The organism is Zunongwangia sp. SCSIO 43204, assembly GCF_019904275.1.
In the GTDB taxonomy this organism is placed as follows: Bacteria; Bacteroidota; Bacteroidia; order Flavobacteriales; family Flavobacteriaceae; genus Zunongwangia; species Zunongwangia mangrovi.
Window position 1 is genome coordinate 2,179,952 of the sequence record NZ_CP063204.1, and the last position, 20,159, is coordinate 2,200,110.

A 20,159-nucleotide genomic window follows, 5' to 3' on the forward strand; every position below is an offset into this window, starting at 1 on the left:
ATAAGAGCTGAAGTCACCCTGAACTTGGTTCAGGTTCTCATCCTTAAAGTACTGTTTTTCAAAATCTGTATGAGATTCCGGATCAAGTCCGGAATGACAAAATCACAATTATTACAAATACCGGACAATCAATTTAATTAAGCATAATCCCGAAGGGAAAAAAAGCATCAGTGATGCTTAAAATTCCGAAGTAAAATGAAATTTGATTGAAGGATATTTTTGCTGAGTCATCTGTAAAGAGAATTGAGAATCGGCTAAAAATACCAATTGTCCTTGTTTATCTTTAGCTAAGAATTTCGCTTTTACACGTTTAAAATCTTTAAATTCTTCGCTTTTTTCATCTTCAGCTTCTACCCAGGTTGCTTTAAAAACATTCAGATTTTCGTAGGTACATTTCGCACCGTATTCGTGCTCTAATCGATACTGGATTACTTCAAACTGAAGCGCTCCTACGGTTCCAATAACTTTACGTCCATTAAATTCCAGTACAAAAAGCTGTGCAACACCTTCATCCATTAACTGGTCGACACCTTTTTCTAATTGCTTAGATTTCATAGGATCGGCATTGTTGATATATCTAAAGTGTTCTGGAGAGAAACTTGGGATTCCGCGGTAATTTAAAGTTTCACCTTCAGTAAGTGTATCACCAATTTTAAAGTTTCCGGTGTCATGAAGTCCCACAATATCACCGGCGTAAGAAGTATCTACAATCTCTTTCTTTTCAGCAAAAAACGCATTTGGGCTAGAGAATTTCAGGTTTTTACCATGGCGAACATGCAAATAGTTCTTATTTCTTTCAAATTTCCCAGAAACGATCTTAACAAAAGCCAATCTATCACGGTGCTTAGGATCCATATTGGCATGAATCTTAAATACAAATCCGGTAAATTTATCTTCAGCAGGCTCAACTACTCGAATATCACTTTCTTTTGGTCTTGGTGGCGGCGCAATATCAATAAAACAATCTAGCAATTCACGAACACCAAAATTATTTAAAGCCGAACCAAAAAATACGGGTTGTAAACGACCTTCCAGGTAAGCTTTGTTTTCAAATTCCGGATAAACACCTTGCGCAAGTTCCAACTCATCGCGCAGTTCATCTGCAGATTCCGTCCCGATTAGATCATCTAACTCAGATGAACTAAGATCTGAAATTTCGATAGTATCCTCGATGTCTTTTCTTGGATCACCCGTAAAAAGGTTTACGTTCTTTTCCCAAATATTGTAGATTCCCTTAAAGTCGTATCCCATCCCAATAGGATAAGAAAGCGGAGTTACCGTTAGATTTAATTTTTGTTCAATTTCATCTAAAAGCTCGAATGCATCTTTACCTTCACGATCCAGTTTGTTAATAAAAACGATCATAGGGATATTTCGCATTCGGCAAACTTCAACCAGTTTTTCAGTTTGCTCCTCGACCCCTTTTGCGACATCGATCACCACGATCACACTGTCAACAGCCGTTAAGGTTCTAAACGTATCTTCAGCAAAATCCTTGTGACCAGGCGTATCCAGAATATTAATTTTAATGTCTTTATATTCGAATGCCAAAACCGAAGTTGCTACAGAAATCCCACGCTGGCGCTCGATCTCCATAAAGTCACTGGTCGCTCCTTTTTTGATCTTATTCGATTTTACTGCACCCGCTTCCTGAATCGCACCTCCAAAAAGAAGGAGCTTTTCAGTTAATGTTGTCTTACCAGCATCTGGGTGAGAAATGATACCAAATGTTCTTCTACGTCGTAATTCTTTCTGAAAAGTTTTCATCTACCGATATTTGAGGCGCAAAAATACTATTATTTTAAGGAATTTTAAACATGCGTTGTGCGTTCTATTTAAAGCCGATTGACTAATATTGAATTTTGGCCGCAAAAACACAGATTTTTAAGATAAGTACGATTTTGTACATTTGGAGCTCTAAATTTTATGATGGGAACAGATCAGGTAATATTAGTGAACGAAAAAGACGAGCAGATCGGCTTAATGGAAAAGATTGAAGCGCACGAAAAAGCTTTGCTACATCGTGCATTTTCGGTTTTTGTATTCAATAGAAATGGGGAGCTTATGTTGCAACAGCGTGCGCTTACCAAATATCATACACCGGGACTTTGGACCAATACCTGCTGTAGCCATCAACGCGAAGGAGAATCGAATATCCAGGCAGGCAAACGCCGGTTGATGGAAGAAATGGGATTTACAACAGAACTTAAGGACACTATTTCTTTTATTTACAAAGCACCATTCCAAAACGGGCTAACAGAACATGAATTCGACCACATTTTAGTGGGGCACTACGATGAAGATCCAAATCCAAACCCAGACGAAGTAAATGCCTGGAAATGGGTGAGTTTAGAAGATGTGAAAGAAGATATGAAAGTGAATCCAGATGTGTATACCGAGTGGTTTAAGATCATATTCGATAAATATTATAATCATATTTCGTAATGAGGTTAACCGTACATAGAAAAGCTCATTTTAACGCCGCACACCGACTTTTTAAAAAGGAGTGGAGCGACGAGAAGAATTTCGAAATCTTTGGAAAATGCAGTAACCCAAATTTTCATGGACATAATTACGAGCTTATTGTAGCGGTAACGGGAGAGATAGATCCAGAAACCGGTTTTGTAATGGATCTTAAACGACTAAAGGATCTAATTTATACTGAAGTTGAAACACCTTTTGATCATAAAAATCTGAATGTTGAGGTTGAAGAATTTAAAAGCTTAAATCCAACTGCAGAAAATATTGCCGTAGTGATTTGGAATAAATTACGCGATAAACTTCGAGCAAATTTAGATCTGGAAGTAACGCTATATGAAACCCCTAGAAACTACGTTTCTTATAAAGGAGATTAAAAATCATTAGGTGCCAAAAAATTTTTCTGAAAAAGTGTTTTTATATTCAGAAAATGATTTAAATTTGCAGCCGAAATTATAAGCTATGGCAAGTAAAAGATTATTGAAGAGAGATGTGAATAATGTGTTTGGTGACATCATCGAAGCAGCATACATTCATCAGGAAGCGAATCCAGAAGAGGATAAAGCAAAAACAGAAGTCATAGTTGATGAAGCTATTGCAGATTTTGACGAGCTAATCGTAAAGATTAATCAAAAGGATGTAGAGAATAAATCTCAGCATTTTAAAGAAGTAGAAAAAGAACTAGAAGCTAAAGCTGAAAAACTTATTGAAAAAGTAAACGCTCTTTAATTTAAGAGTAATGCCGATGTAGCTCAGCTGGCTAGAGCAGCTGATTTGTAATCAGCAGGTCGTGGGTTCGAGTCCCTCCATCGGCTCAAAAAAAAACTCCTTAGATTTTTCTAAGGAGTTTTTTGTTTTTATATACTTTACACATGTATTACTTGAAATTCTAAGTCTAGAATCTAAAATCTAAAATCTCACATCTAATTAATTAATGCAATACATCCAGCTCTAATAATTTGGATGTCTTTTTCTGAATTTCTCTAAATTCCTCTTTATTTTCTTCTGAAATTTTCCGGTTCCAAAATGGGATCATTTCATCTAATTTGGCTTTTACCGTTTCTTCTTTTAGTTTCTCTGGAAAAGCAATTTTTAGGACATCGATCATAATATGTACTGCGGTTGAAGCTCCTGGAGAAGCACCTAAAAGCGCTGTGATCTTACCATCTTTAGAATGCACAACATCTGTCCCAAATTCTAGCGTGCCACCCTGTTCTTCATCTTTTTTAATGATCTGTACACGTTGGCCTGCAACCTTTAATTCCCATTCGTTCGATTTGGCATCCTTTACAAAAGTTCTAAGCTCATTCATTCGATCTTCATGATCCATTTTAATTTGCTCTAGCAAATATTTTGTAAGCGGAATGTTATGCCAGAAAACACCCCACATCGACGGAATGTTGTCTAATTTTATCGATTTTGGTAGATCTAGTAAAGAACCCTCTTTTAAAAATTTAGTGCTAAAACCTGCAAAAGGACCAAATAGCAATTGCTTTTTTCCATTAATGAAACGACTATCTAAGTGCGGTGTAGACATTGGTGGTGCATCTGGTCCGGCTTTGCTGTAAACTTTTGCGTGGTGTTTCTCGATGACTTCCTGGTTTTTACAAAATAGCCATTGGCCACTTACCGGGAATCCGCCATAACCTTCTTTTTCTTCGATATCTACTTTTTGGAGTAAGGGAAGCGCGCCACCACCGGCCCCTATAAAAACGTGTTCACTATCGTAATAAGTTTTATAGCCTGTTTTATTATATTTTACTTCAACTAACCAGTCATCTTTTCCATCGGGATCTATATCCAATACTTCATGATCTAAAAGAATAGGGACATTAAATTCTTCTTTTAGAATTTTAAAAAATTGCTCGGTTAGATTTCCAAAATTAACTCCCGTTCCCAATTCCATTCTTGTTCCCGCCATAGGCTCAGATGGGTTTCGATCTTTCATGATCAACGGAAACCATTCCTTAAGATCTTCAGGTTTATCAGAAAATTTCATTTCCTCGAACATGAAGCTTTTGGTCATTTCATCATGTCTTTTTTTTAGAAAATCAACATTGTCTTGCCCGGTAACCCAACTATGATGCGGTAAAGAATGAATAAAGCTTTTGGGCTTTTTCAGCATATCTTTTTCTAGTAAATACGACCAGAATTGCTTGGATTGTTCGTATTGCTGAAAGATTTCTTTGGCTTTAGAAATATCGATGCTGCCATCTTCCTGCTGTGGTGTATAATTTAGCTCGCAAAATGCAGAATGACCGGTACCCGAATTATTCCAGGCTTCAGTACTTTCCTGTGCGACATCTTTTAAACGTTCAAAAATTATAATATTGGCATCGGGATCGATGATTTTGGTCATAAGTGCTAAAGTTGCACTCATTATTCCGCCACCAATACATATTAAATCATACTTTTCTTTGGGATTGGGTTTTGCAATCATATAAGCCTTTTTCTCAAAGTTAAAGAAAAGGACCTGCAAGCTATACTAAGGTTCTCTTAAAGCTTAGTATCGATTTTCTTGAATTTAGGAATAAAAAAAGCCGCTAAAAAGCGGCTTGGAATTTTATATTTTCAGGAATTAAGAATTCGCTTCTTCATTTTCAGCTTCAATTTTCTCCTCTAATTTCTCTTCTTCGCGACGTTCTTTTAGAAATTCTTTAAGTTGCTTACCGTATTTCGATTTTTGTACGTTCTTTTCTAACGAACCGTAGATGGTATCAAGATACTTTATGTTCGCGTCAAAAACTTCAGATAAAGCCAAATAAGGAGCTAATTCTAAGTCTTTATTGTTAAGAGCAAAGTTTACCGTGTAAAGGTATTTCCTTTTAAGAAGACGATCGTAGCGATTATCTAGTTCTATAAGCTTTTCTTCATCTTCAGCTTTTTGAGCTTCAAAATTTTCTTTGATAATATCAAGGTTACTATCGTTAAAACGACTCATCATTTTACGATATTCCATCAATTTTTCCTGGTTTTTAGAACCGGTGATCTTAGCATCGGTTTCAAATTTTTCTAAGGAAGTATTTATTTTAACCTCTCCCTGATCTGCAAAGAAATCAAGACGATCATCAAATTCAGAATTATCGATCTTGTTTAGATATAGATACATCATTTGCGGGCTATCGATATTGGCCTCCAATAAAAAATTAGAATCTCCATTAATTGTAACAGAATCTATATTTACTAAAGATGTATCTTCGATCATTTGGAGGTAAAGCGTACCTTTTTTAAGTCCTTTTATATTCCCAGAAACTTTTAAGTTGGTTTCTTTTTGAGAGCAGGCAATTATGCTAAGAACTGTAAGTAAAAGTAAGCTAAGTTTTTTCATTGTATCGTATTGGTTTTTAAGCAGGGCAAATATCTTATATTTTTCTATTTTATAACTATTATTGGCGGGTTAAAATTTGAATTCCTTCTTTCCTGATACTTGATGATGCTGAAAATTTTTTCTGAATTTTAATTTTAGTTTTCTAGCTTCCTGAAGCTAATTGCATAAGGATGGTACACAAAATCGCTCCGTATGTTCCCACAACGTATCCAAATACCGCCAAAAGAACACCAACAGTAGCTAGTGACGGGTGAAACGCGGCTGCCACAACAGGAGCAGATGCAGCTCCACCCACATTGGCCTGGCTTCCAACGGCAAGGAAAAAATATGGCGCTTTTATCAATTTAGCGGTTACCAGTAAAATTATCACGTGAATCGCCATCCAAACAAGGCCAATTGCTATTAATCCCGGATTATCGAAAACGGCACCTAGATCCATTTTCATTCCTATGGTGGCTACCAGTACATAAATGAAAATACTCCCTACTTTACTGGCTCCCGCACCTTCGTATTTTTTGAATTTAGTGAATGAAAGAATAATACCAATAGCCGTAGCAATGGTGATCATCCAGAAAAATTCAGAAGAAAAAGAGGCCAACGAACTTTTCTTATCCTGAAAAACATCAAAAGTGCTTACCAGGAAGCTTGAAATTTCATCGGCTCCAAAATGTGCAATTCTCACTGCACCAAATGCTAAAGCAAGAATAATAATGAAATCGGGTAAACTTGGGATACGTTTTACACTTTCGGCATATGCTGAAACTTTATCTTTTAATTCAGTTATGGCCGAGTTATCTGCCTGAAGCCATCTATCAATGCGATCACTTTTTCCAACACCCAAAAGAACGATCGCCATCCAAAGATTAGCTACGACAATATCTACTAAAACCATCCCTCCATATTTTTCAGGATTATATTGATAGATCTCTAACATCGCTGCTTGATTAGCACCACCACCAATCCAACTACCGGCAAGTGTAGATAGACCACGCCAGGTAGCATCGAATCCTGCACCTCCAACAGTATCGGGAGATACGATAGAGATCAATAAAATCGCGATTGGTCCACCAATGATAATCCCGATCGTTGCAGCGAAGAACATGATAAGGGCTTTTGGTCCCAGGTTAAATATCGCTTTCAGGTCGATACTTAAGGTCATTAAAACTAATGAAGCAGGTAATAAATATCGGCTGGCTACAAAATATAAATTGGAAACAGATGAATCTATAAGTCCGGCAGAATTTAAAATCGCCGGGATTAAATAACACATTAATACACCAGGAACAATTTTATAGAATTTGGCCCAAAAGCCAGTTTTGATCGACGAGGTATAAAAAACAAAACCAAGCGAGATCATTAGCAATCCTAAAACAACTGCATCGTTAGTGAAAACCGGCATATCTTCCATGAAAATAAGATTTGCAGGCAAAATACAAATTATATTCTACCTTCCTAATTTTAAGTTCTATTCGATAATCAAGATTATATAAATCCCGATCCCAATAAGTATCGGGATCGGGATATTTCAAAATAAAAGGTATTCTTTAAAAAGCCTATGCGAAGTGTATTTAATCTATTAAAAATGTAGGTTATAGAGAAAATATTTTATGCAGACTTTGTGCTACACCATCTTCTTTACCATGCCCGGTAATGGTGGTAGCTACATCTTTTACTTCCTGGCGAGCGTTAGACACTGCAACACCCATGCCTACACCGCCAACCATTTCTACATCATTATAATTATCACCAAATGCTATCGTGTCTTCCGTAGAAATTTTAAAATGATTTTCTAATAAATATTCGATGGCAGAGAATTTAGAGATCTTTTTATTGGCGATCTCCAGGTAGTTTTTGTTGGAACGATAAAAGTGCAAATCTTCCCTGTAGTTTTTTGATAAAAACTCACTTATTTTATCGATTTTATCCTCGTCACCCATCGCCATTATTTTGTGCGGACCTTTATTTTCTGAAGTCCATTTTTCGATCACTTCAGCATTTACTTTTATTTGTGGTGCTACTTTAGTGTTGTTTTCTTCTCGTTCTGCCCAAAAATCGGTTTGCGGTACATACCATTCGTCATGATGATATAAACTTAAATGAACATTTAGATCGTTTTCAGTATTAAAATCATAGATGCTTTTAAGAGTATCCAGCGGAATTACGACCGAACTAATTGCTTTGTCGTTTACCAACACCAATCCGCCATTGTAAGCGATTATTGGTAATTCTCTAATATCAAGTTGTTCCTGCAAATGATGCATGGCATCTGGCATTCTGGCTGAAATTAAAACTACAGGAACCTGTTCTTTTACTTCTTTGATCGTTTTTATAGTAAGTGGGGAAAGTTCTCTTTCTTTATTTAAAAGAGTACCGTCGATGTCTGAAAAGACAATTTTATACTTCATTAGTTTTCTTTGTTTTTATTTTTAGGATGTCTATTCGCTTCTTTTAAACATTTGCTTAGCATCCACTCGATCTGCCCATTGGTACTTCGAAATTCATCTGAGGCCCATTTTTCAACAGCTTTTAGCATGTCTTCATCTACCCGTAATGCAAATGCCTTTTTCTTACCCATATTCTATAATTCCTGAATAAATTTTGTTAGCGCAGGAATCAATTTTGGATGCAAAACTAATTCTTCATCTTCATTTTTCCTGGTTTCGCCTTCAGATTTTAAAATATGGTTCATGTTTTCCAAAAGTAATAATTCGGCATCACTTACCACACTTTTTAAGTCTTCAGCATCTTTAGCATTTACCTGTGCATCCTTTGTTCCGTTTACAATTAAGATGGGAATATCAAGTTTCTTAAGTTCTTCTTTAGGTTCATATTTATCCCACGATTTTAAAAATTGCTGAACCGAAGGTCTAAAAATGGCCATAAGAAAAGGATTAACTTTTGTGATCGTGTCTTTTTCCTGGAGTTCCTGAAAGTGAACCCTTGTGGTGTCGCCAAAAGCCTTAGATTGATTGCTTACCTGTTCAATGATCTTAGTACTCATTTTTTCTGAAGGTCCCGCAAGCGAAACAAATCCGGAAGCACTATCTTGTGCTGCGATCATTCCCACCAAAGAACCCTGGCTATGCCCAATCACTACTATCTTTTTATATTTCAGTGAGTCTTTTAAATAATGTATCCCGGTAATGGCATCTTCAATAAAATCATCAAAAGTAAGGTCGGCTTCAGTTAATTTTAGCTCTTGTAATCTAAATATTCTCTTATCGTATCTAAAGCTCGCGATATTATTTTCAGCTAAACCATGCGCCAGCATTTCCAGACTATGATTAGGCAGCATCGGATTGCTGCCATCTCGATTAGTGGGGCCAGAACCCGCAATAATTAGCGCTGCAGTTTCGGTTTCTTCGGAAGGAATGGATAGCGTGCCGTGAACATATTTATTAACTTCTATTTCTTTTTCCTGAAATTGAGCAAAGCAAAAATTAATGCTGAAAATCGATAATATGAATAGTATTTTTTTCATTCTTCTGAATTTTTAAAGTAGCGATTAATTACGCGATCTGCGTTATAGGTTTGCTGTGTTCCAATTAAAAAGAATTTGCCTTTTTTTGTTTTTAACTGAATGCCTTTATCGCCTTTTATATTATAGGCTTTGTGTTTTCTGAAAACCCGAATTCCCCAGCCTCCAAATTCACTAATCGGGCGGTATTTTCTGGTATGAGCATTTTCTAGATCTTCCCAGTGATAGTATTTTTTTGTAAACCCAAACGGACTAAACCAAACCTTTATCCCAGATTTGTCGATTTTAGTATGCATTTTTACAAAAAAGATTCCAACGCATACAATTAATCCTAGGCTAGATCCCAATAACTTACCTGTTGAAATTTCTCCCGAAAGATCCAGAAGCCTCGCCAAATTTAGTAGAATCCCAATCCCTGCAAGTATGCAAATTACAATAAGCCACCATTGATTGAATCGCTGTTCTTCCTTAAATACGCGCATTTTTAATGGTTTAGTGTTCCTGCGTTCACTACCGGCGATGCATCTTTATCACCACACAAAATTACCATCAGGTTGCTTACCATTGCCGCACGGCGTTCTTCATCTAAATGAACGATCTCTTTTTTGCCTAATTCATCCAAAGCCATTTCTACCATACTTACCGCACCTTCTACGATTTTATGGCGAGCGGCAACAATAGCGGTAGCTTGCTGTCTTTTCAGCATCGCACTGGCAATTTCATTGGCGTAAGCTAAGTAACCAATTCTTGATTCTAATACTTCGATCCCAGCAATTTCTAGGCGTTCTTCCAACTCTTTTTCTAAAGCATCACTTACTTCGTTCATGCTACTTCGTAGCGTAATATCTTCATCTAAACCTTCATCTGCAAAATTATCGTAAGGATACAAACTGGCTAATTTTCTAACCGCAGCATCTGTTTGTACTACTACGAAGTTTTCAAAATTATCAACATCAAAAGAAGCTTTGTAGGTGTCGCGAACACGCCATACTAAAATAGTGCTGATCATTACAGGATTCCCCAGCTTGTCATTCACTTTTAAGCGCTCACTATCAAAGTTTCTGGCACGTAGTGAGATTTTCTTTTTGGTGTAAAAAGGATTTGTCCAAAAAAGTCCGTTTTTCTTAACGGTTCCGCGGTAATCCCCAAATAATAGAAGTACTCTGGATTCGTTGGGATTAACCAGTAAAAAACCGGGAGCCAGAAAAAGAGCAATAAGAATACCTAAAATGAACCAGGCCATTTTAAATGCGATTAACCCGAAAATACTTCCGAAGAATAGAACAATGAAGACAAATAACATAAAATAGCCATTCGATGGCGATGAAGATTTTTCCTGTGTCATGATATAGTATTTTTAATTGATATTAAATTGATATCATAAATATATTGAATTAAAAATTAACAGAATCGATGTTTAACATTTAAATTACTTAAGCTTGGTTATATTTGCGCTAAAATTTATCTGGAATGAAGAAATTATTAATCCTATTTGTAGCCGTATTTATTAGTCAGTTTTCATTTGCAAATGATGCAGATTGGGGTAAAACAGGACACAGAACTACTGGCGAAATTGCGCAGGTACACCTGTCTAGAAAAGCACAAAAAGCTATCGAGAAATTGTTAGATGGGCATAGTTTGGCATTTGTAGCCAATCATGGAGACGATATTAAAAGTGATCCTGCTTATAGAAAATACAGCCCCTGGCATTATGTGAATTTAGATCCAAATGCAACCGAATACGATCCAGAAACGGCCAGTGAAGACGGTGACCTGGTGATGGGCATTAGAAAATGTATTGAGGTTTTAAAGGATAAGAATGCAAGTAGAGAGGATAAGCAATTCTATCTTAAAATGCTGGTTCATTTTGTGGGAGATCTTCACCAACCTTTTCATGTTGGTCATGCAGCCGATCTTGGTGGAAATAGAGTAGATGTAGAGTGGTTTGGAAAAAAGACCAATATACACAGTGTTTGGGATAGCAAAATGATCGATTCTTATCAAATGAGTTATACTGAACTTGCTGAGAATAGAGACCAGTTAAGCAAATACCAGGTAAAAGCTATTCAGGAAGGTGATTTGTTAGACTGGGTTTATGAAAGCCGAAATCTTGCTGAAAAATTATACAAATCTGTTGAAGACGATAACGACCTTGGTTATAAATATATGTACGAGTGGTTTCCTACGGTAAGACAACAATTACAAAAAGGAGGTATTCGTTTAGCGAAAGTGCTTAACGATATTTATAATTAATCGATAATCTGCCTAAAGGTAAGATTAATCCTTGGAGCAACCTTTTTTTTAGTTTTAGGAAGCTGATGTTTCCAAAAATGTTGGGTTTCTCCGGCCATAATTAATAAACTACCGGGAGTTAAGACAAGTTTTTGTTTTAGCTCCTTTTTTGTTTTATGCTGAAGGTGAAACATACGCTCACCACCTAAACTTATCGATGCAATTGTTGGATTTTTGCCCAATTCTTTTTCATCATCGCTATGCCAGCCCATGCTATCCTGCCCGTCTCGATACAAGTTAGCAAGACAAACATTGAATGTCGATTTTGTAAAGTTTTCGAGTTTATTTTTTAATTGCTGAAGCATTTCAGGAAACGGCTCAGGATCCATTTTTATGTTGGAATAGGAATAAGATTTCTCTCCAAAAAGATGCGTTAATCGTGGTTGCATCATTTCTTTACCAAAGATTTTGATAGGTTCCTGTATCCAATTGGTTTGGGTGTAAAGTTCTTTGAAGAGTTTTTGAGAAAAATCAGCATCGAGAAATTGCGAATCATAAATTAAATTCGCTTTTGGAAGTTCTATTTCTTCAGTCATATTAATACTTTAAATAAAACCATGCCCACCAAATTAATAAAAATTGCAACGGAATACGAAGGATCAATATCCATTTTGGTATTCCGGCTCCGGCTTCAGGAGAAGAAAGCATATAAAAATGAACGGTGAAAAAAACAAGCAACATGGCGATAAGTCCGTAAATCGCATAATTTTTAGTCATGGCAAAACAAACAGCAATTCCTAAAACGATCTCTGCGATACCGCTTAAGTAAACCATGTTAAGATGAGCCGGGATGTAAGGCGGCATGATCTTCACATACATTTTTGGTTTGATAAAATGATTAATACCGGCAATTACATACATAATTCCCATTAAATAGAGATGCCAGGGATATTTCATAGTACTAATTTTTAAGGAAGATAGCTTTATTAAGTTTAATAAGAATACTTTTAAAACTAATTTAGCTAGTTTAGCACATTTTTTTGTGTAATTATCTTAAATAGAGTAATTTTCCGCGCTGGATGTCGCTAACTATTTCCTTTGGTCTTGATACGAAAACTACTGCTTACTTCACTCTTTATAATTTTCTTTATTCTGCCTCTAACCGCTCAGAATAAAGAGGTTGAAAAGGATAGTTTAGAAGATTTGCTTAATCATTCCATAGATTTTTTTGTAGATTATAATTATCATGAAGGGATTCAATCTTCTATGGATCTTATTCATTTAGCAGATTCTCTTGGTAGCGATTATTATTTATATCATGGGCACAACAATTTGGGAGTCGCTTATGAAGAATTAAGAGATACTCTACGTGCAAAATCGCATTACGAGCGGGCTTTAGAATATGCAAATTCCACAAAAAACGATACGCTTATTATGTGGGCGTACAATAATATGGGGAATATCTATTCTGAAACTAAAGACAATTATCTTAAGGGAATTTCTTATTATAAACGAGTAATAGATCTCGCAACCAAATTAAATAATCAGGAAGAATTAATAGCACCAAATATCAATATTGCGTGGACATACCTGGATAAAAACCAGCCAGATAAAGCCAAGGAATATTTAGACAACGCAAAAACTGTTCTTAAAAGTCAGAATTTTGAATATCTGGATGCCGAATTAGATATGCTCTACGGAAGATATTTTACAGAAACCAACCAAATCGATTCTGCTAAAGCTTATTTCGAAAGGTCTACCAGAATTGTAAATAAAGATAGCCTTGCTTACGAAGGAGCTGAAACCTATAAATGGTATGCCGAAATGCTTTTTAGAAATGGAGAGTTTAAAGAAGCTTACCAGGCCTTAAAAACTCAAAATGAATATGAATCTGAAATTTTTGAGCATAGTAAAACTGCACAGATCCAGTCGGCAAATGCCAGATTTGATGTTAGTGAATATCAGAAAAATTTAGAATTAGCAAAACAGGAAAAAGTTTACCAGGAGCAGATAATCGCTAAATCTAATGAGAAACTAATTCTTTTAATCGTTGCAGCGATCGTATTATTTATCATTCTTATCTTTTTAAATAGAATAAATAGATCGCGAAAAACACTAATTGCAGAATTACAGGAAAAGAATACAGAATTACGAAAGTCCAAAGAAGAAACCGAGCGACTTTCAAATCTTAAAACACAGTTTTTCTCTACGGTAAGTCATGAATTAAGAACACCCTTATACGGTGTAATTGGATTAACCTCATTGCTATTAGAAGATAAGGGATTAAAAGATCATCAAAAAGATCTAAAATCATTAAAATTCTCGGCAGATTATTTACTGGCCTTGATCAATGACGTGCTCCAGATCAATAAAATGGAATCTAAAGAAGTACAACTAGAATGTATTTCTTTCAATTTTAGAGAATTGCTGCAAAGTATTATGCAGACGCTTGAGTTTACCAGAATTCAGAATAAAAATACCATTCATCTTGAAATTGACGAAAATATCCCTTCATTTTTAATGGGAGACTCAGTACGTTTATCTCAGATCATGGTAAACCTGGTGGGGAATGCACTTAAGTTTACAGAACGTGGTAATATTTGGATAAAAGTTAATGTAGAAGATGAAATTGTTGAAGATTCCGAAGAATTTTTAGCTATTAAATTTGAAGTGAAAGATGATGGAATAGGAATCCCTTTAAGTAAACAAAAGGAGATCTTTGAAGAGTTTTCGCAGCTGAAGCCTACTAACTATAATTACCAGGGAACAGGATTGGGTCTTCCAATTGTGAAAAAGATGCTTAAATTATTTGGTTCAGATATTCATCTGGAAAGTGAAGAAAATAAAGGATCTTGTTTTAGTTATACAATCAAGTTTAAAAAGGACTTGAATAAAGCAGACGTTCCAGTGTCCAAAATTGAAGATTTACAGGTCGATCTTGCAGATGATTTGGATTCAAAATTGCAAAACCGAATCTTAATCGTTGATGATAACCGAATAAACCAGGTGGTGACCAAGCGTATTTTAGAGCAGAAAAGCTTTGTTTGTGAAATTGCCCAAGATGGTCATGAAGCGGTAGAAAAAGTGAAGAATACTGCTTTTGATCTGGTACTAATGGATGTGAATATGCCGGGAATCACGGGTATGGAAGCTACTCAGCAAATTAGAAAATTCAACGAGGAGATTCCAATTGTAGCGCTTACTGCCGTTGAGGTAGAAGAAATTAGAGAAGAAATTCATAGTGCCGGTATGAATGATATAATCGTAAAACCTTACGATGTACAACAATTTTACAGAGTAGTTTATAGAAATATTATTCCTATTGCCCTGTAAAATTGCTGATTCCAGTTTGGGGATTTTTTTAATTTCCAAACTCACCTAATAGCTAAATTGAAGCTTTACTTTTTAACTTCCTCTGCGTTTTCGGGTGCTTTAAAAAAATCATCTTCAGGATCTACAAACTTGATATTTGAGATTCTAGCTTCGCCAATTTCATTTTCGATTCCATTTTCCTGAGACCAGTTATGAAAGGTCCATTTTGTAGCGAATGGAACTCCGTCGACGGTTTCATAGTTATGATAATTTATGGCATGTGGATTTGCTTCCGCAGTGCTAACTTCTCTGTTTAATGTTACAATATATGCCGCAGCAGCTAGTTTTTTATCTTCTGCCTGATAGATTACGTACCAGTCGTCTGGTGCATCTCCTACATTTTCTCCAAAGGTCAATTTAGCCGAATTTACCTTATTATTATCCATAATTCGCTGTTTTGGCATTTCCCAATTTGTGCCATTATCGGTAAGTTTAAATGGTAGGGAAAAAAAATATTGCCAGGTAAACATGTCGAATCTTGCTCCTTCATAATTTTTAGCTGCAGGGGCAATCCAGGCTTTATCGCCATCAAAAACTAAAGAAGAACTGTCTTTCTTCTCAATTTTAATTTTTCCTGAATTCGTTAAAGTGGTGATCTTGGCATTTAGACGTTCGTTACCGCCAAAGATCAAAGCGATATCAAATTGTACGGATTTATGCTTTAAAAATTCATCCTTTTTATGTGCATTTTCAATAGCAATGGGGAATTGCATTGAGGGAGAAGAAGCACCATCACCAATTCCGCCATCGGCTTCTGTCATTATTTTTTCTTCTGAAGTGGTAGTTTCAGAATTGTTCCTACAGGCAATTAGAACTAAGATTGTAGAAAATAGAAGTAGTTTTTTCATTGTTTTGATTTTTAGCTTAGTAGCAATTTTGCTGTAAAACTTTCAGTATAAAGTAAACTATCTCGGGGCAAGCTCTCAAGGCATTCGTTAAACAAATTTTAATTTCGAGGCAAGCCTGTGGGGATTATATCCTTTGGGGGTGCCAATAAAAAAAGCGCTGCTTCAAAATTGAAACAGCGCTTTAATATAAACTAATGATATGAAATTTCTATTTCACCATGTCGAAACTTCGCTTAATAAAAGCAGTTAGTTCTTCACCTTTAAGCAGGTTTTGTGAAAGTCTGGCAAGGTCTAATGATTGCTTAATTAAACGTTGCTGAGTTTCCTCGTCTGCACTTAAAATTTCAGAAGATAACGGGTGATTGGTGTTTACCACAAGATTGTACATCTCTGGCATATTACCCATTCCAAACATTCCACCACCGCCGGTTTGCTGCATTTCTTTCATTCTACGCATAAACTCTGGCTGAGTGATCATAAGTGGAGCAGCAGTACTATCCATCGCTTCCATTTGAATGGTATAATTTTCTTTTGGTACTACTTTTTCGAAATCTCCTTTTAATTTCTCTTTCTCATCATCAGATAATTTAGAGATCTTCTCCTCATCTGTTTTGATTAAATTATCTACATGATCTGAATCTACTCTGGTAAAAGTGATCTTTTCTTCTGAAGATTCTAATTTTTGTAGCAAGTGAGAAATAATAGGCGAATCTAATAGCAATACTTTGTATCCTTTCTCTTTCGCTGCCTGAATATAGCTATGTTGCTCATTCTGGTTCGAAGCATAAAGTACAACCAGGTTACCATCTTTATCGGTTTGGTTTCCTTTGATAGCTTCTTTTAACTCTTCAAAAGTATAGTATTCGTTATCGATGGTTGGGTATAAAGCAAACTTCTGTGCTTTATCATAAAACTTATCTTCAATAAGCATACCATATTCGATAACTACCTTAATATCGTTCCATTTCGCTTCAAAATCTTCACGACTATTATTGAAAAGTGACTTTAATTTATCAGCAACTTTTCTGGTAATATAGCTTGAAATCTTCTTCACCGCACCGTCTGCCTGAAGATAAGAACGAGAAACGTTCAATGGAATATCCGGAGAATCTATAACTCCGCGCAACATCGTTAAAAATTCAGGAACAATACCTTCAACATTATCGGTTACAAAAACCTGGTTTTGATAAAGCTGAATTTTATCACGTTGGATATTCATATCCTGAGACATCTTTGGGAAATAAAGAATCCCGGTAAGATTAAATGGATAATCTACATTTAAGTGAATGTGGAATAAAGGTTCCTCGAATTGCATTGGATACAATTCACGGTAAAAATCTTTGTAATCCTGATCTTCCAGATCTGTAGGCTGCTTTGTCCAAGCAGGATCTGGATTGTTAATAATGTTGTCTACCGTTTTGGTTTCTGGCTTTGCATCTTCAGGTGCATCATCTGGAAGCGGAATAGTTTCTTCTTTAGTTCCAAAGCGAATTGGGATTGGCATAAACTTATTATACTTCACCAATAGCTCTTCGATTCTATTTTCTTCTAAGAACTCTTCGTCATCCTCATTTACGTGAAGGATAATCTCCGTTCCGCGTTCTTGTTTATCAGAACCTTCTAAAGTAAACTCGGTTGTACCAGAACACGTCCAATGTGCAGCAGGTTCATCTTTGTAAGATTTGGTAATAATTTCAACTTTATGGGCTACCATGAAAGCAGAATAAAAACCAAGCCCAAAATGACCAATAATTCCGCTGTCTTTGGCAGAATCTTTATATTTTTCAAGGAATTCTTCTGCACCAGAAAAAGCTACTTCGTTAATGTACTTTTCAACTTCTTCTTTGGTCATCCCAATACCCTGATCGATCACGTGGATTTTCTTATTTTCTTTATCCACTTTAATGTCGATCACAGGATTACCATATTCAACATCAGTCTCACCAATATTAGTAAGGTGCTTTAATTTTAAAGTTGCATCGGTAGCATTAGAAATTAACTCTCTTAGGAAAATTTCGTGGTCGCTGTAAAGAAATTTCTTTATCAGCGGGAAAATGTTATCTACAGATACATTAATCTTTCCAGTTGCCATATATTTTTAGTTTTTATTATCAAATTCAGTTTCTAGTAACCAAAAAAAATACCATTAGAGGTTTGCTGCCAACTTGGCATAAGACTTGCGAATGTAAATGGCGGAAGAAGATAATTATTTGAACTTCAATCTGGAGAGAAATTATTTTTAACAAATATTTTGTTTAACTAATTAAGTTTTAGGTTAAACAATTACTATATTTGAACAAGAGAAAAAGAAATTATGGCGATGACAAAGAAAACAACCACAGCAAAAAAGAAATTAGATTCAGATAAATTAATAAGCCTTTACATGGATTATGTGCTGGAAAATGAGCATGCTCCAAAGACGGTTTATAAATTCTGTAAAGAGAACAAGATCGGTGAAGAAGAGTTTTATAATTTCTACGGAAGTTTTGAAGGCTTAGAAAAAGGAATTTGGGAAAAGTTCTATCTAAATGCCAAAAATGTTATCGAGAAAAGTCCGGAGTATCCAAACTTCACTAATCGTGAAAAAATGCTGACTTTCTATTATACTTTTTTTGAAGTGCTTACCGCGAATAGAAGTTATGTTTTATTTACACTGAAAAAAGATCCAAAACCAATTAAAAACCTGGAGCAACTTAAGGGATTGCGTAAAAACGTAAAATCTTTTGCTAAAGGATTAATAGAGGAAGGAAATAAGGATAAAACACTGAAGTTCCTACAGCAGCCAGATGAAGTGTTTTCTGAAGCAGCCTGGATACAGTTATTGTTCTTAATGAAATTTTGGATGGACGACAACTCTGCACAATTTGAAAGTACAGATGTGGCTATCGAGAAATCTGTAAATACGGTTTTCGATGTTTTTGATAACACACCATTAGAACGTGTGGTAGATTTCGGAAAATTTCTATACAAAGAAAGAATGGCTAAATAAGCTTTTCAAAAAATTGCTATGAAAAGGCCGAAAGGCATTAAAGGAAAAATTAAATGAAATCTATAGATAAAATACCTACAGGTAAAATTGGTCGTACCAGCAAATTGGTACAAACCGGAGCAAAAATTGGTGGGAATTATTTAAAGTATTATAGTAAAAAAGCCTTCAACAAAGAGCTTACTCGTGACGATCTAGATCGCGATAATGCGAGCGATATTTATGATGGCTTAAAAAGCTTAAAGGGTAGTGCGCTTAAGGTGGCACAAATGCTTTCGATGGAAAAAAGTTTGCTGCCAAGCGCTTATGTAGAGAAATTTAGTTTGGCACAATTTAGCGTACCACCACTATCTGCTCCCTTAGTAAGAAAAACCTTCAAGAAATATAACGGAAATTACCCTGAAGAATTATACGACGAATTTACTTCGCAATCTGTTAATGCTGCAAGTATTGGGCAGGTACACCGGGCAACAAAAAATGGGAAAAAACTTGCTGTGAAAATCCAATATCCTGGGGTGGCCGATAGTATAAGTTCAGACTTAGCGATGGTAAAACCAATCGCAACCAGAATGTTTAATCTTCAGGGGAAAGATTCCGAGAAATACTTTAAAGAAGTAGAAGGAAAGCTGTTAGAAGAAACAGATTATATTTTGGAAGTAAAGCAGAGTAAGGAGATTTCACAAGCTTGTGCTCATATTCCAAATCTTAAGTTTCCGCAGTATTACGAAGAACTATCCAGCGAGCGAATTATTACGATGGATTGGATGGATGGCCAGCATCTAAGTGACTTTGCCAAATCAAATAAAGATCAGGAAAAGGCAAATAAGGTAGGACAGGCCTTGTGGGATTTTTACATGTTCCAGATGCATGGGTTAAAAGAAGTGCATGCAGATCCTCATCCCGGTAACTTTTTAGTGGATAAAGCAGGGAATTTGATCGCTATCGATTTTGGTTGTATTAAGAAAGTGCCAGATGATTTTTATGTGCCTTATTTTGAATTAGCTAAAAAAGAAAATATAAATGATCCTGAATTTTTCAACGAGAAATTATATGAACTTGAAATTTTAAGGAAAGACGATACTGAAAACGAGATTCGATATTTTTCGGCATTATTTCATGAAATGCTGAATTTATTTACGAGTCCGTTTCACTCTGAAACTTTTGATTTTTCAGATGAAGGATTTTGGAATTCGATTACAAAACTGAGTGAGAAATACAGCAAGGACGAAGAATTGCGAAAGATGAACGGAAATCGCGGAAGTAAGCATTTTCTTTATATAAACAGGACTTTCTTCGGACTTTATAACTTATTACATGACCTGGAAGCTAAAGTAGAAATAAATAGATTCCGTGATTACTTATAGTGTAATATTTTGATTTATTGGTTAGGTTGAAAAGCGCAATTTTATTCTTAGAAATTGCGCTTTTCTTATTAAA

General features: G+C 35.6%; 20 protein-coding genes and 1 tRNA gene. 8 read left to right on the plus strand and 13 right to left on the minus strand.

Going from position 1 to position 20,159, the window contains the following annotated elements:
* Positions 1-177 precede the first annotated feature (177 nt).
* Entirely contained in the window at positions 178-1,767 is a 1,590-nt protein-coding gene (locus INR75_RS09630) for a peptide chain release factor 3 (protein WP_223091728.1), read from the minus strand.
* A 162-nt stretch (positions 1,768-1,929) separates the two neighbouring features.
* Here INR75_RS09630 and idi point away from each other — a divergent pair, with 162 nt between their 5' ends.
* The 4 genes from idi (at position 1,930) to INR75_RS09650 (ending at position 3,293) form a co-directional block, all read left to right on the plus strand.
* The gene (gene idi / locus INR75_RS09635) at positions 1,930-2,445 is read left to right on the plus strand and encodes an isopentenyl-diphosphate Delta-isomerase (protein ID WP_223091900.1); all 516 of its coding nucleotides are present in this window, start codon (positions 1,930-1,932) and stop codon (positions 2,443-2,445) included.
* A complete protein-coding gene (locus tag INR75_RS09640; RefSeq protein WP_223091729.1) occupies positions 2,445-2,855 on the plus strand; it encodes a 6-carboxytetrahydropterin synthase in 411 nt (136 codons plus the stop codon). Before idi ends, INR75_RS09640 begins: the two co-directional genes overlap by 1 nt.
* An 85-nt stretch (positions 2,856-2,940) precedes the next feature.
* A complete protein-coding gene (locus INR75_RS09645) occupies positions 2,941-3,207 on the plus strand; it encodes a hypothetical protein (RefSeq protein WP_223091730.1) in 267 nt (88 codons plus the stop codon).
* Between the two features lie 12 nt (positions 3,208-3,219).
* Positions 3,220-3,293 (plus strand) — tRNA-Thr (locus tag INR75_RS09650).
* A gap of 116 nt (positions 3,294-3,409) precedes the next feature.
* Here the strand turns inward: INR75_RS09650 and mqo are convergent.
* From mqo to INR75_RS09690, 8 genes are all read right to left on the minus strand, one after another.
* The gene (gene mqo, locus INR75_RS09655) at positions 3,410-4,918 is read right to left on the minus strand and encodes a malate dehydrogenase (quinone) (protein ID WP_223091731.1); all 1,509 of its coding nucleotides are present in this window, start codon (positions 4,916-4,918) and stop codon (positions 3,410-3,412) included.
* Positions 4,919-5,056: 138 nt separating this feature from the next.
* Positions 5,057-5,806 (minus strand): DUF4369 domain-containing protein, encoded by a 750-nt coding sequence (locus INR75_RS09660; RefSeq protein ID WP_092544177.1) that lies wholly within the window; start codon positions 5,804-5,806, stop codon positions 5,057-5,059.
* A gap of 142 nt (positions 5,807-5,948) precedes the next feature.
* Positions 5,949-7,214 carry a DUF819 domain-containing protein gene (locus tag INR75_RS09665; protein ID WP_223091732.1) on the minus strand — a complete coding sequence of 422 codons (1,266 nt, stop codon included), beginning with the start codon at positions 7,212-7,214 and terminating at the stop codon, positions 5,949-5,951.
* A gap of 181 nt (positions 7,215-7,395) precedes the next feature.
* Entirely contained in the window at positions 7,396-8,211 is an 816-nt protein-coding gene (locus tag INR75_RS09670; protein ID WP_223091733.1) for a Cof-type HAD-IIB family hydrolase, read from the minus strand.
* On the minus strand, positions 8,211-8,381 hold the full coding sequence (locus INR75_RS09675; protein WP_084839982.1) for an Arc family DNA binding domain-containing protein: 171 nt from the start codon (positions 8,379-8,381) through the stop codon (positions 8,211-8,213). Before INR75_RS09675 ends, INR75_RS09670 begins: the two co-directional genes overlap by 1 nt.
* 3 nt (positions 8,382-8,384) lie before the next feature.
* On the minus strand, positions 8,385-9,287 hold the full coding sequence (locus INR75_RS09680; protein ID WP_223091734.1) for a carboxylesterase: 903 nt from the start codon (positions 9,285-9,287) through the stop codon (positions 8,385-8,387).
* Positions 9,284-9,766 carry a hypothetical protein gene (locus INR75_RS20465; RefSeq protein ID WP_255584694.1) on the minus strand — a complete coding sequence of 161 codons (483 nt, stop codon included), beginning with the start codon at positions 9,764-9,766 and terminating at the stop codon, positions 9,284-9,286. The genes INR75_RS09680 and INR75_RS20465 overlap by 4 nt, the downstream gene beginning before the upstream one ends.
* A 2-nt stretch (positions 9,767-9,768) precedes the next feature.
* Entirely contained in the window at positions 9,769-10,629 is an 861-nt protein-coding gene (locus tag INR75_RS09690) for an SPFH domain-containing protein (protein ID WP_223091735.1), read from the minus strand.
* A gap of 125 nt (positions 10,630-10,754) precedes the next feature.
* Here INR75_RS09690 and INR75_RS09695 point away from each other — a divergent pair, with 125 nt between their 5' ends.
* Positions 10,755-11,537, plus strand: coding sequence for a S1/P1 nuclease (locus INR75_RS09695; protein ID WP_223091736.1), 783 nt, complete (start codon positions 10,755-10,757; stop codon positions 11,535-11,537).
* On the opposite strand, the gene INR75_RS09700 is transcribed toward INR75_RS09695, so the two are convergent.
* Together INR75_RS09700 and INR75_RS09705 are read right to left on the minus strand one after the other, a co-directional pair.
* Entirely contained in the window at positions 11,534-12,112 is a 579-nt protein-coding gene (locus tag INR75_RS09700; RefSeq protein WP_223091737.1) for an alpha-ketoglutarate-dependent dioxygenase AlkB, read from the minus strand. The genes INR75_RS09695 and INR75_RS09700 overlap by 4 nt on opposite strands.
* Position 12,113: 1 nt before the next feature.
* The gene (locus INR75_RS09705) at positions 12,114-12,473 is read right to left on the minus strand and encodes a hypothetical protein (RefSeq protein WP_223091738.1); all 360 of its coding nucleotides are present in this window, start codon (positions 12,471-12,473) and stop codon (positions 12,114-12,116) included.
* A gap of 147 nt (positions 12,474-12,620) precedes the next feature.
* On the opposite strand from INR75_RS09705, the gene INR75_RS09710 reads away from it, so the two are divergent.
* Positions 12,621-14,849, plus strand: a complete 2,229-nt coding sequence (locus INR75_RS09710; RefSeq protein WP_255584695.1) for a response regulator — start codon at positions 12,621-12,623, stop codon at positions 14,847-14,849.
* 65 nt (positions 14,850-14,914) lie between these two features.
* Here INR75_RS09710 and INR75_RS09715 read toward each other — a convergent pair whose 3' ends face one another.
* Together INR75_RS09715 and htpG are read right to left on the minus strand one after the other, a co-directional pair.
* The gene (locus INR75_RS09715) at positions 14,915-15,736 is read right to left on the minus strand and encodes a hypothetical protein (protein WP_223091740.1); all 822 of its coding nucleotides are present in this window, start codon (positions 15,734-15,736) and stop codon (positions 14,915-14,917) included.
* Positions 15,737-15,944: 208 nt separating this feature from the next.
* A complete protein-coding gene (gene htpG, locus INR75_RS09720; protein WP_223091741.1) occupies positions 15,945-17,828 on the minus strand; it encodes a molecular chaperone HtpG in 1,884 nt (627 codons plus the stop codon).
* A gap of 228 nt (positions 17,829-18,056) precedes the next feature.
* Between htpG and INR75_RS09725 the strand changes: the two genes are divergently transcribed.
* Together INR75_RS09725 and INR75_RS09730 are read left to right on the plus strand one after the other, a co-directional pair.
* Entirely contained in the window at positions 18,057-18,725 is a 669-nt protein-coding gene (locus INR75_RS09725) for a TetR family transcriptional regulator C-terminal domain-containing protein (RefSeq protein WP_255584696.1), read from the plus strand.
* 53 nt (positions 18,726-18,778) lie between these two features.
* Positions 18,779-20,086, plus strand: a complete 1,308-nt coding sequence (locus INR75_RS09730; protein WP_223091743.1) for an AarF/ABC1/UbiB kinase family protein — start codon at positions 18,779-18,781, stop codon at positions 20,084-20,086.
* Positions 20,087-20,159 lie beyond the last annotated feature (73 nt).